The organism is Microbacterium bovistercoris, assembly GCF_003387575.1.
GTDB classification, from domain to species: Bacteria; Actinomycetota; Actinomycetes; order Actinomycetales; family Microbacteriaceae; genus Microbacterium; species Microbacterium bovistercoris.
In genome coordinates this window covers 81,962-95,115 of sequence record NZ_QUAB01000047.1, presented here as the reverse complement: position 1 = coordinate 95,115, position 13,154 = coordinate 81,962, and the positions used below count along the sequence as shown (strand labels likewise).

12 protein-coding genes are annotated in these 13,154 nt (G+C 69.7%); 3 read left to right on the top strand and 9 right to left on the bottom strand.

Annotation, left to right across the window (positions count from 1 at the left end; all coding sequences use genetic code 11):
* The first annotated feature begins 5 nt into the window (after window positions 1-5).
* Window positions 6-224 carry a hypothetical protein gene (locus tag DY023_RS15275; RefSeq protein ID WP_116243205.1) on the top strand — a complete coding sequence of 73 codons (219 nt, stop codon included), beginning with the start codon at window positions 6-8 and terminating at the stop codon, window positions 222-224.
* Here the strand turns inward: DY023_RS15275 and DY023_RS15270 are convergent.
* The 5 genes from DY023_RS15270 to DY023_RS15250 all read right to left on the bottom strand — a co-directional run bounded on the left by DY023_RS15270 (window position 215) and on the right by DY023_RS15250 (window position 5,303).
* Window positions 215-1,144 carry a DUF808 domain-containing protein gene (locus DY023_RS15270; RefSeq protein WP_116243204.1) on the bottom strand — a complete coding sequence of 310 codons (930 nt, stop codon included), beginning with the start codon at window positions 1,142-1,144 and terminating at the stop codon, window positions 215-217. The genes DY023_RS15275 and DY023_RS15270 overlap by 10 nt on opposite strands.
* Before the next feature lie 154 nt (window positions 1,145-1,298).
* Complete coding sequence (locus tag DY023_RS15265) at window positions 1,299-3,062, bottom strand: thioredoxin domain-containing protein (protein WP_116243203.1); 1,764 nt, start codon at window positions 3,060-3,062, stop codon at window positions 1,299-1,301.
* 41 nt (window positions 3,063-3,103) lie between these two features.
* The gene (msuE, locus tag DY023_RS15260; protein WP_116243202.1) at window positions 3,104-3,676 is read right to left on the bottom strand and encodes an FMN reductase; all 573 of its coding nucleotides are present in this window, start codon (window positions 3,674-3,676) and stop codon (window positions 3,104-3,106) included.
* Between the two features lie 176 nt (window positions 3,677-3,852).
* Window positions 3,853-4,689, bottom strand: coding sequence for an aldo/keto reductase (locus DY023_RS15255; RefSeq protein ID WP_116243201.1), 837 nt, complete (start codon window positions 4,687-4,689; stop codon window positions 3,853-3,855).
* Window positions 4,686-5,303: a TetR/AcrR family transcriptional regulator gene (locus tag DY023_RS15250; protein WP_116243200.1), complete on the bottom strand. Its 618-nt coding sequence runs from the start codon at window positions 5,301-5,303 to the stop codon at window positions 4,686-4,688. The genes DY023_RS15255 and DY023_RS15250 overlap by 4 nt, the downstream gene beginning before the upstream one ends.
* 124 nt (window positions 5,304-5,427) lie before the next feature.
* Between DY023_RS15250 and DY023_RS15245 the strand changes: the two genes are divergently transcribed.
* On the top strand, window positions 5,428-6,213 hold the full coding sequence (locus DY023_RS15245; RefSeq protein ID WP_116243199.1) for an SDR family NAD(P)-dependent oxidoreductase: 786 nt from the start codon (window positions 5,428-5,430) through the stop codon (window positions 6,211-6,213).
* 88 nt (window positions 6,214-6,301) lie between these two features.
* On the opposite strand, the gene DY023_RS15240 is transcribed toward DY023_RS15245, so the two are convergent.
* From DY023_RS15240 to DY023_RS15225, 4 genes are read right to left on the bottom strand one after another with little or no spacing between them, the layout of a single operon-like run.
* Window positions 6,302-7,054, bottom strand: a complete 753-nt coding sequence (locus DY023_RS15240) for an ABC transporter permease (RefSeq protein WP_116243198.1) — start codon at window positions 7,052-7,054, stop codon at window positions 6,302-6,304.
* Window positions 7,051-7,956, bottom strand: coding sequence for an ABC transporter ATP-binding protein (locus DY023_RS15235; RefSeq protein ID WP_116243197.1), 906 nt, complete (start codon window positions 7,954-7,956; stop codon window positions 7,051-7,053). Before DY023_RS15235 ends, DY023_RS15240 begins: the two co-directional genes overlap by 4 nt.
* Complete coding sequence (locus tag DY023_RS15230) at window positions 7,953-8,288, bottom strand: transcriptional regulator (RefSeq protein WP_425453470.1); 336 nt, start codon at window positions 8,286-8,288, stop codon at window positions 7,953-7,955. The genes DY023_RS15235 and DY023_RS15230 overlap by 4 nt, the downstream gene beginning before the upstream one ends.
* Window positions 8,242-8,925 carry a hypothetical protein gene (locus DY023_RS15225; RefSeq protein WP_116243195.1) on the bottom strand — a complete coding sequence of 228 codons (684 nt, stop codon included), beginning with the start codon at window positions 8,923-8,925 and terminating at the stop codon, window positions 8,242-8,244. Before DY023_RS15225 ends, DY023_RS15230 begins: the two co-directional genes overlap by 47 nt.
* An 83-nt stretch (window positions 8,926-9,008) precedes the next feature.
* On the opposite strand from DY023_RS15225, the gene hrpA reads away from it, so the two are divergent.
* The gene (gene hrpA, locus DY023_RS15220; protein WP_116243194.1) at window positions 9,009-13,076 is read left to right on the top strand and encodes an ATP-dependent RNA helicase HrpA; all 4,068 of its coding nucleotides are present in this window, start codon (window positions 9,009-9,011) and stop codon (window positions 13,074-13,076) included.
* Window positions 13,077-13,154 lie beyond the last annotated feature (78 nt).

Genomic DNA, 13,154 nt, shown 5'->3' with positions numbered 1-13,154 from the left:
TCGCGATGCCTGCTCCGAACGGCTTCGCGTACAGCGTCCGCGGCGCGGACGTGGTGATCACGCACCACGGCCGCACCGCCACGGTGCTGCGCGGCGCACGCGCCGCCGAGTTCCTCGACGAGGTGGAGAGCGGCGACCCTCAGCTGCTGATGGCGAGGGTCACCGGGAACTACCGGCGCGGCAACGAGCGCGCCGCGAGGCAGCATGCGCGCAATCAGCGCTGAGCGGTCTCCTCTGCGGCAGGCCGGTGGTGGTGCCCTTCGTCGAACTGCGGGCGGCGGCCGAACAGGCGTCCGACACCGAGCACGATCCCTACGATGATGAGGCCCACGATCATGCCGCCGACGGCGGAGATCGCCGTGTCGCCGAGCCAAACGATGAACCCGCCGAGCGGCGCGAGCAGTTCCTCGACGCCGTGCAGCAGATCCGCCGGCAGGTGGAATCCGATCTCGCCGAGGTTCACGATGACGAGGTGCCCGCCGACCCAGAGCATCGCGACGGTGCCGACGACGCTGATCACCCGGAACACGGCGGGCATCGAGCGGACGATGCGGGTTCCGGTGTGCCGCACGCGGCGCACCGGGTTCTTTGCCATCTTCAGGCCGATGTCGTCGATCTTCACCAGCAGGGCGACGGCGCCGTAGACGACGGCGGTCATCAGCACGGCGATGACCGAGAGGATCATCAGCGTCTGCCAGAAGCCCAGCCCCTTGTCGAGGCTCGCCAGCGAGATGAGCATGATCTCGGTCGAGAGGATGAGATCCGTGCGGATGGCGCCCCACACGAGGCGCTTCTCATCGCGGGCACCCTCGTCCTCGTGCCCGTGCCCGAAGCCGAACCACTCGAGCACCTTCTCGGCACCCTCGAAGCAGAGGTACACACCGCCGACGATCAGCAGGTACGGAAGCACCGCGGGCGCGAACGCCGTCAGCACCAGCGCCACCGGGATGATGATGATGAACTTGTTGCCCAGCGAGCCGAGCGCGATGCGCCCGACCACGGGCAGTTCGCGCGCCGGCGTCAGCCCCTGCACGTACTGCGGCGTGACGGCAGCATCGTCGATCACGACTCCCGCGGCCTTGGCGGATGCCTTCATCGCCGCGCTGAGGATGTCGTCGACGACCGCCAGCAGACCAACCGACATGCGTTCTCCCCTGTTCTCGAGGGCCGGAGTGGCCCGGGAGAACATTACCGGGTGCCGTGATGAGCAGATACCGAAGGCCTGGCCGATCCCTTCCACATCACGACGGGTGGCTCGAATCCGCACCACGGATTCATCTCCGACAGCGCGATCGGTCTCACTGTCGTGAGACAGGAAGCCATTCCGGATCGTTCACCGGCAGCCGGCAGACGAAGTCCCGGCAGTCGTACGCCACGCCTTCCAGCGCGTCCTTCTCGAGGAAGAGCTCGAATCCGGCATCCGCGAACGCGCGTGCCTGCGTCGGCGTGACCACCGCCACGACGTCGGCATCCGTCCGATGCGCAGCCTCGGCGAGTTCGCCGGCAGAACCGACGACCACGATCTGCCGAGGCGGGGTCGCGAGCCCTGCCGCGACCCGCAGCAGCGCTCCGTACCCGAACGGATGCTCCAGTGCCCGCGCAACGAGCCCGGCGACGAGCTCAGTCGCGCGATCCAGATACGAAGCACCCGCGCCGAGTCGCCACGCCGTGAGGGATGCTGCGGCGAGCGCCGCGGTGCCCGAGGGCAGGTCGCCGTCGCTGTCGTCGCCCGCCACCGGGATCTCCTGATCGACGAGGACCGGATCCACCATGACCGGCGCGTTCAGCACGTCCAGCGCCACCGTCGCCCAGGAGGCCTCCCCCGTCGCGAGCGCGAGAGCGAAGAGCCCATCGGCCAGAAGTCCGGCATCCGCCGCCGTGCCGACCGCGGTCGACGCGACGCCGTCCAGGGACGACCGCACCAGCGCGCCCTCGCCGTCGCGGTTCGTCGCCAGCACGAACCGGGCGGCATCGGCTGCAGCGGCGATCCACGTCGGCTCGCCGAGCACAGCCCCCGCGCGCGCCAGCGCGCCGACGGCGAGTCCGTTCCACCCGGTGAGCACCTTGCCGTCCACCTCCGGCGGCTCAAGTCCGATGCGCGCGGCCACCGGCCGCCGGTAGTACCCGCCCTCGTCGCGCTGCCCGTCGATCCAGGACTCCGAGTCCTGCGCGGCGCCGAATCCGCCGCCCTCGCGCCGGAGCACGCCGAGTAGGAAGTCCGCGATGCCGCGGACGACATCGACCCGGCCGGCATGCAGTGCGACGTCGAGCAGCTGCGCGTTGTCGATCAGCATGCGCTCGTAGTGCGGCACCGTCCAGTCGCGCTGTGTCGCGTACCGGAAGAACCCGCCGTCCTCGTCCCGCAGCTCCGAGCCGGCCATCGCCGTCAGCGCACGATCCGCGACCTCGACCGGCCCGACCGCCTGCAGGAATCGCAGCGTCGTCGCGACGGGGAACTTCGGGGCGCCGCCGAACCCGCCGTACACGCGGTCCTCCCGCGAGGCTATCTGCGCAGCGGCTTCCGCCAGCTGCGACGACGACGGCAGCGGCGAGGGCTCGGTCGCGATCTGCGAGAGAGCGGATGCCACGGCATCCGCCTGCTCGACGACCACATCGCGCCGGTCGCGCCAGGCCTCCTGCACGGCGGCGAGCACGTCGCGGAACGACGGCAGCCCGCCGCGAGCGACCGGGGGGAAGTAGGTGCCCGCGTGGAACGCGCGGCCCGACGGCGTCGCGAACACAGTGAGCGGCCAGCCCAGGCTCTGCGTGAACGCGGATGCCGCGGCCATGTAGGCCGCATCGACCTCGGGATGCTCCTCGCGGTCGACCTTGATCGACACGAATCCGGCGTTCAGCTCGTCGGCGGTCACCGGATCGGAGAACGACTCCCGCGCCATCACATGGCACCAGTGGCACGTGGAGTAGCCGATCGAGATCAGCACCGGCACATCGCGGCGGCGGGCCTCGTCGAAGGCGTCCTGCCCCCATGGATGCCAGTCCACCGGGTTGTCGGCGTGCGAGCGCAGATACGGACTGAGTGTTTCCGCCAGGCGGTTGCTCATGACCCCACGCTACGCCGCCGCAGTGGTGCCGTGTTCCGCGATCAGAACACGGCGACGGCCCGCGGATCACGGTCGGCGGCGTACCCCACCAGGGGAAGAGCGCGCTCTGCGGCCAGGTCGATCCGCGCGGCCAGCTCCGGCGATGAGATCCGGTACCCATCGAAGTCCGAATCGCTCGCATAGACGCCCAGCGGCAGCGTGAGCGACTGGAAGAACGCGAACAGAGGGCGCAGCTGATGCTCGAGTATCAGCGCGTGCCGCTCCCCTCCGCCCGTCGCCGCGAGCAGCACGGGCTTGCCGACGAGCGCGTACTGCTCGACGAAGTCGAACAGATGCTTGAACAGTCCGGTGAACGAGGCCCGGTAGACCGGCGTGCCCACGATCAGGAGGTCGGCGGTCTCGATCTCGCGCAGGCGCGCCTCCACCGCCGCGGGCAGCTGATCGCGACGCAGCGCTCCAGCAAGGTCCGGGCCGATCTCGGTCAGCTCCATGAGCGAGATCTCCGCGTCGACGCGCATTGCCACAGCGGCGGCGATCGCACGAATCAGAGCGGTCGTCTTGCTGGGCTCGTGCAGGGATCCGGAGACGGCCACGACGCGATAAGGAGCACTCATGGCAACGACGGTAGCCATGTTCGGCATCCCGCGATACGGCGCGCCGACACGAGACGACACGAGGCGTCACGCGGCGACCCGCGGCGAAATCCACCGCGCCGCCACGGCGGTTCCGGTCGCGCTCATTGCGGGTGCGGATGCACGAACACCCGCAACGAGTGCGACCGGAGCTGAGGTCAGTTGAGTTCGGAGGGGTGCGCGCTCACGCGACCCGAGCCGTCGCCCGGGTCGATCGCGTCGATGGCCGCGATCTGGTCATCCGAGAGCTCGAAGTCGAAGACGTCGATGTTCTCGCGCAGACGCTCGGCATGCACCGACTTCGGGAACACGATGTTCCCCTTCTGCAGGTGCCAGCGCAGCACGACCTGCGCGGGGGTCTTCCCGGTCGCGGCGGCGGCCTCGGCGACGGCCGGCGTGCCGAACAGGTCGTACTTGCCCTGACCCAGCGGACCCCAGGCCTCGACCTGCACACCGTGCGCGGCTGCCCAGTCGGTGACCTCGCGCTGCTGATAGGCGGGATGCAGTTCGATCTGGTCGACCGCGGGGGTCACGCCGGTGGCGGAGACGATGTCGTCCAGATGCGGAACGAGGAAGTTCGAGACGCCGATCGACGTGGCAAGACCCCGGTCGCGGATGCCGATGAGCTTCTCCCAGGCGTGCACGTGGTTGTTGCGCGCGGGGGTCGGCCAGTGCACGAGGTAGAGGTCGACGTGGTCGAGGCCGAGCTTGTCGAGACTCTCGGCGATCGCCGCATCCGGCTCATCGCCGTCGTGCCGGTCGTTCCAGAGCTTGGTGGTGATGAACAGCTCGTCGCGCGGGATGCCGGATGACGCGATCGCGGCGCCGACGCCCTCTTCGTTGCCGTAGATGGCGGCGGTGTCGATGTGTCGGTAGCCGATCTCCAGCGCCTCCGAGACCGCGCGCTCGGTCTCGGCCGGGTCGACCTTGAAGACGCCGTAGCCGAGCTGCGGGATGTCGTAGCCGTCGTTGAAGGAGCGAGTGGGGATGATCATACGACCAGCCTACGACCGGGATCCGACGGCGCGAGGGCCTCGAAGGCGCGGACGGCGAGGGATGCCGGAGACCCGTCGCCGTCGAGCGACGCGTCGCCGGCCGCCCACTCCTCGAGCCCGATCCGGATCGACTCCGTCGCGGCGGCCGCGAGCAGTCGCGCGTCGAACCGGTCGCCTCCGCGCTCGAGCACCAGCTCGGTGAGCCGCAACTCGGACTCGTGGTTGACTCTGTCCCACACCGCGCGCAGCTCGCGGTCCTCGGCGAGCGCGCGCAGCAGCGGTCGCATTCCGGCGAGCGCCTCGCCCTCCTCCGCCGACGACGGCGTGAGCTGGTCGGCGATGATGCCGGGTATGGCGGTCGCCAGGTCGCCGGATGCCTCGGCGAACGCCGACTGCCAGCGGGCCGCGCCGATCTCGAGGATCGGGGCGACCGCATCCTCCTTGGTCGCGAAGTAGCGGTAGAAGGTGCGCAGCGAGACGCCGGCGGTCGCGGCGATCTCGGCTGCGGTGACACCGGCCACGCCCTGCGTCGCGAACAGCTCGGAGGCGACCTGCGCGATCTCCCTGGCCGTCTGCGCCTTGCGTCTGCTCGTGAGTCCTGGCCCGGCATCCATGTTCTGAGAGTAGGGGAATAACTTCCCTTCTTCTGCGTTGGGTGACAATATGACACGTTGTGCCATCTAGGCATGACGAAGCGGATCCGGGTCGCCGGACCCGGAAACCGATGAAGGGAACACCATGAACCGCTATGAAGGCCGCCGCGCACTCGTCACCGGAGGCGGATCGGGCATCGGCCAGGCGACTGTGCTGCGCATGCTGTCAGAGGGCGGCCGTGTCGTCGCCGCCGACGTCAGCGCCGCAGGTCTCGCCGACACCGTCGCCAAGGCCGGCGCCGACGCCGAGCGCCTCTCCACCGTCGAGGTGAACATCGCCGACGAGGCATCCGTCAAGACCGGCGTCGCCGCCGCCGTCGAGGCGCTGGGCGGCCTGGACGTGCTGGTCAACGCCGCCGGCATCCTGCGCTCCTCGCACACGCACGAGACGACGCTCGACCAGTTCCAGCAGGTCATCCAGGTCAATCTCGTCGGCACCTTCCTGATGATCCGCGAGGCGATCCCCGCTCTGCTCGAAGGCGACGACTCCGCGGTCGTGAACTTCAGCTCGACCTCGGCGATGTTCGCGCACCCCTACATGGCCGCGTACGCGGCCAGCAAGGGCGGCGTGCAGTCGATGACGCACGCCCTGGCCGCCGAGTACGCCAAGCAGGGCATCCGCTTCACGGCCGTGCAGCCGGGATCGATCTCGTCGGGCATGACCGACGGCTCCGGACAGAGCAAGCAGAGCCAGGGCCCCGGCCTGCCCGAAGACGCCGACATGAGCCTGTTCATGAAGCTGGCCCCGGCCATCGGCCAGGGCTTCGCCGGCCCCGAGTCGGTCGCCGGCGTGGTGGCGATGCTCGCCAGCTCCGACGGCAAGTTCATCACCGGCACCGAGGTGCGCATCGACGGCGGCACGCACTTCTGACCTCGATGCACTGACCGAGACCCGAACCCGGCACCTCCGCGGCATCCGCTCGACCCGAACGAGCGGATGCCGCGTCCTCGTCTGCGGATCAGCGGAACCGCTTGCCCTCGTCGCGGCGGAACAGCACCAGGGAGAGCACCAGGAACACCGCTGTCCAGAACAGGATGCCCGCCCAGGACCACCAGGGCAGCTCGCCGCCCTGCACCGCCCAGATCACGAACTCGCGGGCCTGCCGAGACGGGAAGAACTTCGAAAGGGTGTCGAGCCAGTCCGCGAACATGATGGGCGGCAGGAACAGCCCGCCGGCGAAGGCCATCACGAACATCGCGATCTGCACGACCGCCACCGCGGCCTTCTGCGACATGGAGTAGCCGATGCAGATGCCGATGAACATGAACGGCAGGGCGGCGATCGCGATCGCGACCAGTCCGGCGAGCACGCGCGCAGCGGATGCCTCGGCGCTGGTGAACAGCGCACCGATGAGGATGATCGGCAGAAGCGACATCAGGCCGATCGCACCGGTCGAGAACACGTGCGCCAGCACCCGCACGATGCCAGGGGCCGGGAGCGTGCGCAGGTAGGGGTCCCACGGCGTCGACCGGTTCTCGGCGATCGTGAGCGCGAACGAGAACAGTCCGTTCACCATGATGGCGAACACGCTCATCGAGATGATCGCCTGGGTGGCGTAGAAGGAGTGCTCGGCGGCGGCACCGTTCGGCACCACGAAGAACAGCGTCGCCAGGGCGGGGAAGGCGACCGATCCGATCACGGCGATCGGCACCCGCAGGGTCTCCAGCAGGTTGTACTTCGCGTGCACGGCGGTCAGTGAGACGACGCTCATCGGATGCTCCCTTCCTGAGTCGGTTCCTGGTGTTCGCGGGTGAGCGCGAGGAAGGCCTCCTCGAGCGTGGCCCCGCGGACGCTGAGCTCCGAGAAGTCCAGGCCGCTGCTCACCAGGCGGCGCACGAAATCATCGGAGTCGCCCACCATCAGGGTCAGTCCGCCATCATCCGTCGCGACGGCGGCGCCGTCGGCGAGGGCGATCACGCCGCCGGGATCCGTCGTGCGCAGCGTGACCCGCGACCGCGCGACCCGGCCGAGCACACCGCGCAGTGCGTCGTCGGCGACGATCCGACCGTGGTCGACGACGACCACCCGCTCGGCGAGCGCCTCGATCTCCTCGAGGTAATGACTGGTGACGACGATCGTCGCGCCCCGCGCGTGCCGGGCACGGATCGCGTCCCAGAGCACCCGCCGCGCATCGACGTCGAGGCCTGTCGACGGCTCGTCGAGCAGCACCAGTCGCGGCGCGCCGACGAAGGCGAGCGCCACCGAGATGCGACGTCGCTGCCCGCCGGAGAGACCGCCGGTCTGACGCTTCATCAGGTCGGAGAAGCCGAACTGCTCGGCCAGTTCTCCGGCATCCACTCGCTCGGGAAAGTGGCTGCCGACGAAGTCGAGCACCTCGCCGACCCGCAGCGTCTCGGGCAGCGCGGTCTCCTGCGGGGTGCTGCCCAGCCGCACCCGCGACGACGGAACGCGCGGATCGCCGCCGAACAGCCGCACCGCGCCGGACGTCGGCCGGCGCAAGCCCTGCAGCAGCGACAACAGCGTGGACTTGCCTGCGCCGTTCGGACCGAGCAGCCCGAGGATCTGACCCTCGGGGATCTCGAGGGTCACGTCGTCGACGGCGGTGAGATCGCCGAAACGATGGGTGACGCGGTCGAAGGATGCCAGTGTCATGCTGTTCCTCCCAGCAGTTCGCGCAGTTGCGCGGTGTAGTCCTCGAAGGCCCTGCGGCCCTTCGTGGTCAGTGCGATGTAGGTGACGGGCGTGCGCCCCTTGTGCGTCTTCTCGACGGTGACGTAGTCCGCGTCCTCGAGCTTTCGCAGGTGCGCGGAGAGGTTGCCCGCCGTCATGTCGAGCACCTCCTGCAGCCGTGGGAAGGTGATCTGATCCTTCACGTCGAGCGTGGCCAGGGCCGCGACGATCCGCAGCCGGGCCTGGGCGTGGATGACCGGGTCGAGGTCAGGCACGGTCGGCCTCCGCCGCGGCGACACGACGACGCGCGACATGAACCCACCAGGCCGTCCAGCCGGCGATCAGCAGGAACGCCCCTCCCCCGGCGATCGCGAAGACGAGGTAGTTGACCGGCGGGGGCAGCAGCGACCCGATCGCCGCCAGCGCCACCGACCAGAGTCCGAGCACGACCATCGGATAGGCGCGCCAGAGCAGCCCGGACATGATGTACATGACGCCGGCGAAGAAGCTGAACGCGCTCGGGAAGAAGACCCCGAGCAGGTCGCGGTCCATGCCCTGCTGGACGAGCGCCTGCCCGATCACGACGATCGCGAGGCTGCCCACCCACCAGCTGTTCCCGTACACGATCCCGACGATCGCGCTGTCCCGTGTGCCGCGCAGCCCCCGCCCGGAGCCGATGCCGAGCACCATGGAGACGATGCCCGCGAGCACGAGCAGAGCGGCGAAGGCGATGCCGGCCGCCAGCGTGGGCTGCACCGTTGCGGGGTGCTGCTGAACGTCCCACCACAGGATCAGGAATCCGGCGAACCACGCGACGCCCCAGGCGACGAGGATCCACGGCACGAACGCTCCCATCCGGCCGCTGACAGTGCGCTGCTGGTCCTGCAGCAGCGCGAGCATCTGCTCCGGCGACAGCGGGGCGTCCTCGTCTTCACGGCTTGTGTCATTCATGACTAACTTTGTACTGCAAACTTGTTTGCGAGTCAATGGCTCGGTGGATCGTCTCCCCCGAGTTCGGCATACGATGGAGGGCTATGTCTTCGCCCGTCATCGTCTATCCCCCCGAACTGCCGGTCTCGGCTGCGCGGGGCGAGATCCAAGGCGCGATCCGCGACCACCAGGTCGTCATCGTCGCCGGCGCCACGGGCTCGGGCAAGACCACCCAGCTGCCGAAGATCTGCCTCGAGCTCGGCCGCGAGCGCATCGCGCACACCCAGCCCCGACGCCTCGCCGCCCGCACCATCGCGGAACGCGTCGCCGAGGAGCTGCAGGTGCCGCTCGGCGACCTGGTGGGCTACAAGGTGCGGTTCACCGATCAGGTCTCGGATGCCACGCGCATCGCGCTGATGACCGACGGCATCCTGCTGAACGAGATCCACCGCGATCGGCTGCTTCGGCGCTACGACACGATCATCATCGACGAGGCCCACGAGCGCTCACTGAACGTCGACTTCCTGCTCGGCTACCTGCACCGCATCCTCCCCGAGCGTCCCGACCTGAAGGTGATCATCACCTCGGCGACGATCGACCCTGAGAGCTTCGCCGCGCACTTCTCGCGCCCTTCGACAGGCTCAGGGACCCACCCCGTGCCCGCCCCCATCATCGAGGTCTCCGGTCGGACCTACCCCGTGGAGATCCGCTACCGCCCGCTGGTGGATGAGGCGGACGCTTCGACAGGCTCAGCGGCCCAGAACGATCCCGAACCCGGCGACGAGGTCACCGCGATCGTCGGCGCGCTGCGCGAGCTCGACCGGGAACCCGCCGGCGACGTGCTGGTGTTCCTGCCCGGCGAGGCCGAGATCCGCGACGCCGCCGAGGCCGTGCGCGGCGCGTACCGCTCGCAGACCGCGCCGGTAGAGGTGCTGCCGCTGTACGGCCGCCTCTCCGCCGCCGAGCAGCATCGGGTGTTCGAGCCGTCGAAGGTGGCCGGCGTGCGCCGCCGCGTCATCCTGGCCACCAACGTCGCCGAGACCAGCCTCACCGTGCCGGGCATCAAATACGTCGTCGACACCGGCACCGCCCGCATCTCGCGGTACAGCAACCGCTCGAAGGTGCAACGGCTGCCGATCGAGGCCGTCTCCCAGGCATCCGCCAACCAGCGCTCCGGCCGCGCCGGCCGCACCAGCGACGGTATCGCGATCCGGCTGTACGGCGAGGACGACTTCGAGAAGCGCCCGGAGTTCACCGAGCCCGAGATCCTGCGCACCTCCCTCGCCTCGGTCGTGCTGCAGATGCTGTCGCTCGGCTTCGGCGACATCACGGAGTTCCCGTTCCTCACTCCCCCGGACTCCCGCGGCGTGAAGGCCGCGCTCGACCTGCTCGGAGAGCTCGGCGCCGTCGTCGCCTCGCGCGACGGCGCACCCCGACTCACCCGCATCGGACGCGACATCGCGCGGATGCCGATGGACCCGCGATTCGCCCGGATGCTCGTCGAGGCCGCCCGCCCTTCGACAGGCTCAGGGACCCAGGTTCTGGAGCACGTGCTGCCGATCGTCGCGGGACTCTCGATCCAGGACGTGCGCGAACGTCCGTCGGCCGAGGCGCCGCAGGGCGTGCGCGACGAAGCCGATCGGATGCACGCCCGCTTCGCGGATCCGACCAGCGACTTCCTCACCTTGCTGAATCTCTGGAACCACCTGCGCGAGCAGCAGAAGGAGCTCGGGTCGAGTGCGTTCCGGCGGATGTGCCGCAGCGAGCACCTCAACTACGTGCGTGTGCGCGAGTGGTTCGACGTGCACCGCCAGCTGAAGACCCTGACGAAGAGCCTCGAGGAGCACTCACCTCGCGAGTCCGCGGGTCCTGAGCGCCCTTCGTCTCGCTCCGCTCGCTCAGGACCCGGCAAGCGAGACGAAGGGCGCTCGCCCGGAGGAGAGGCGACCGGTCACGCGGGCGATGCCATCCACCGCGCCATCCTCGCCGGCCTGCTCTCGCAGATCGGCATCCTCGACGAGCGCACCGCCAGCCCGAGCGCGAACAAGGACAAGAACGGCAAGCGCCGCATCGCCGAGTACCGCGGCGCACGCGGCATCCGATTCTCGATCTTCCCCGGCTCCGCGCTGCGCAAGAAGTCGCCGCCGGCGGTGATGGCGGCCGAGATCGTCGAGACGTCGCGCACCTTCGCACGCACGGTGGCGCAGATCGATCCGGCGTGGGCGGAGGCGCTTGCCGGCGACCTCGCGAAGCGGCAGATCTCGGAGCCGCACTGGTCGAAGGATGCCGGCGCCGCCGTCGCCTCCGAGAAGGTGACGCTGTTCGGCGTGGAGATCATCCCGCGCCGGCGCGTGCAGTTCGCCCGCATCGATCGACCCGGCGCCCGCGAGCTGTTCGTGCGGCACGCGCTCGTCGAGGGCGAGTGGGATCCGTCCCGCATCGACAAGCGCGTGAGCGCGTTCTGGCGGGCCAACGCCGAGCTGCGCCGCAGGCTGGAGAAGCTCGAGGAGCGCGAGCGGCGTCGCGACATCCTCGCGGGCGACGAGGCGGTGTTCCGCTTCTACGACGAACGTATTCCTGCTGAGGTATACGATGTCCGCTCCTTCGAGAAGTGGTGGCGTGAGGCGCTCGCGCAGACGCCGAAGCTGCTCGTGATGCGCGAGAGCGACCTGGTCGACGACGACGAGCGCGCCGATCGGAGCGAGTTCCCGACACGGTGGCCGCAGGGCGATCAGGTGCTCGGCCTTGCCTACCGCTTCGAACCGGGCGCGCCCGACGACGGCGTGAGCGTGGTGATCCCGCTGGCGCTGCTGCAGCAGGTGCAGGACACCGGTTTCGACTGGCAGGTGCCCGGACTGCGCGCCGAGCTGATCACCGCCCTGCTGCGCGCGCTGCCGAAGGCGATCCGCCGGCACGTCGTGCCCGCCGCGGACTGGGCCGAGAAGTTCGGCGTCGAGCTGGCGGAGGCCGGCCCCGAGAAGCACAGCGGCCTGCCGCCGCTGTCGCTCGTCGACGCCCTCGCCCGGCGCATCCTGCCGCTCGCCAACCAGAAGGTGTCGGCGGCGGACTTCGAGATGGACCGGGTGCCCTCGCACCTGAGGATGAACTTCCGCGCGGTCGACGAACGCGGCCGCGTCGTCGGTTCGAGCCGCGACCTCCGCGAGCTTCAGGACCAGCTCGCCGGGCGCGCCAGGCAGAGCGTCGCGCGGCAGATCTCGCGCGGCGACGAGCAGAAGGGACACCGGAACGCGAAATCGCCCAGCGCGGCGGCATCCGTCGCCGCAGCATCCGCCCGCGGACCGATCGAGCGCGACGGCATCACCACCTGGGACTTCGGCGACCTGCCAGAGGTGCTGGACACGAAGGTCGCCGGCGGCATCGTGCGCGGCTACCCCGCGCTGGTCGACACCGGCAAGGCCGTCTCGCTGCGCGTCGAGGCGACGGCGGACGCCGCGGTCGCAGCGACCCGAGACGGCGTGCTGCGCCTGGTGCTGCTGAACGTTCCGTCGCCGTCGTCGTACGTGCAGGAGCACCTCACCGCTGCCGAGAAGCTGGCGTTGGCGGCATCCCCGTATCAGAACGTGCAGGCGCTCATCGAGGACTGCCGGATCGCCGCGGCGCGTGCCCTGATCGAGCGTACGGCGCCCGGCAGCGTCGTCCGCTCCGAGGCGGAGTTCGCCCGGGTGCGGGATGCGGTGAACGCCGCTCTCGTCGATGAGCTGTTCGCGTGCGTGTCGCTCGTCGCCCGCATCCTCACGAAGTCGCGCGACGTGGAGCGTGGCATCAAGAAGGAGAACTCGCTCGCGCTGCTCGCGCCGCTGAACGACATCCGATCGCAGCTGAGCGGGCTGGTGCATCCGGGGTTCGTGTCCGAGACCGGGGTCGCGCAGCTCGCGCACCTGCCGCGGTACCTCGACGGCATGATCGAGCGGCTCCGCGGCCTGGCGGACGCACCGGGCAAAGACCGCACGCGTATGACCGAGTACGAGCGGATGGCTGCCCTGTACGCGGATGCCGGCGGGACGGTGCCCCTTCGTGCCGACGCCCCGGCGCATCTCGTCGACGTGCGCTGGCTGCTCGAGGAGTACCGCGTCAGCCTGTTCGCGCAGCGCCTCGGCACCGCGCAGCCGGTCTCCCCGCAGCGCATCACGAAGGCGCTGGCGGCTCGCTGACCCCGCGTCCATCCGCGAGAAACGTCAGGCGGCACGAGAAACGTCGCGCCACGCCGTTTCTCACGCGGCGGCACGTTT

What these genes read in the sequence shown, in the direction of transcription:
- DY023_RS15230 (WP_425453470.1), bottom strand. Translation starts at nt 8,288, where the DNA reads ATGTCGCGCGTCGTCGTGTCGCCGCGGCGGAGGCCGACCGTGCCTGAC.
- hrpA (WP_116243194.1), top strand. Translation starts at nt 9,009, where the DNA reads ATGTCTTCGCCCGTCATCGTCTATCCCCCCGAACTGCCGGTCTCGGCT.
- DY023_RS15225 (WP_116243195.1), bottom strand. Translation starts at nt 8,925, where the DNA reads ATGAATGACACAAGCCGTGAAGACGAGGACGCCCCGCTGTCGCCGGAG.
- DY023_RS15235 (WP_116243197.1), bottom strand. Translation starts at nt 7,956, where the DNA reads ATGACACTGGCATCCTTCGACCGCGTCACCCATCGTTTCGGCGATCTC.
- DY023_RS15245 (WP_116243199.1), top strand. Translation starts at nt 5,428, where the DNA reads ATGAACCGCTATGAAGGCCGCCGCGCACTCGTCACCGGAGGCGGATCG.
- DY023_RS15265 (WP_116243203.1), bottom strand. Translation starts at nt 3,062, where the DNA reads ATGAGCAACCGCCTGGCGGAAACACTCAGTCCGTATCTGCGCTCGCAC.
- DY023_RS15270 (WP_116243204.1), bottom strand. Translation starts at nt 1,144, where the DNA reads ATGTCGGTTGGTCTGCTGGCGGTCGTCGACGACATCCTCAGCGCGGCG.
- DY023_RS15240 (WP_116243198.1), bottom strand. Translation starts at nt 7,054, where the DNA reads ATGAGCGTCGTCTCACTGACCGCCGTGCACGCGAAGTACAACCTGCTG.
- DY023_RS15255 (WP_116243201.1), bottom strand. Translation starts at nt 4,689, where the DNA reads ATGATCATCCCCACTCGCTCCTTCAACGACGGCTACGACATCCCGCAG.
- msuE (WP_116243202.1), bottom strand. Translation starts at nt 3,676, where the DNA reads ATGAGTGCTCCTTATCGCGTCGTGGCCGTCTCCGGATCCCTGCACGAG.
- DY023_RS15275 (WP_116243205.1), top strand. Translation starts at nt 6, where the DNA reads ATGCCTGCTCCGAACGGCTTCGCGTACAGCGTCCGCGGCGCGGACGTG.
- DY023_RS15250 (WP_116243200.1), bottom strand. Translation starts at nt 5,303, where the DNA reads ATGGATGCCGGGCCAGGACTCACGAGCAGACGCAAGGCGCAGACGGCC.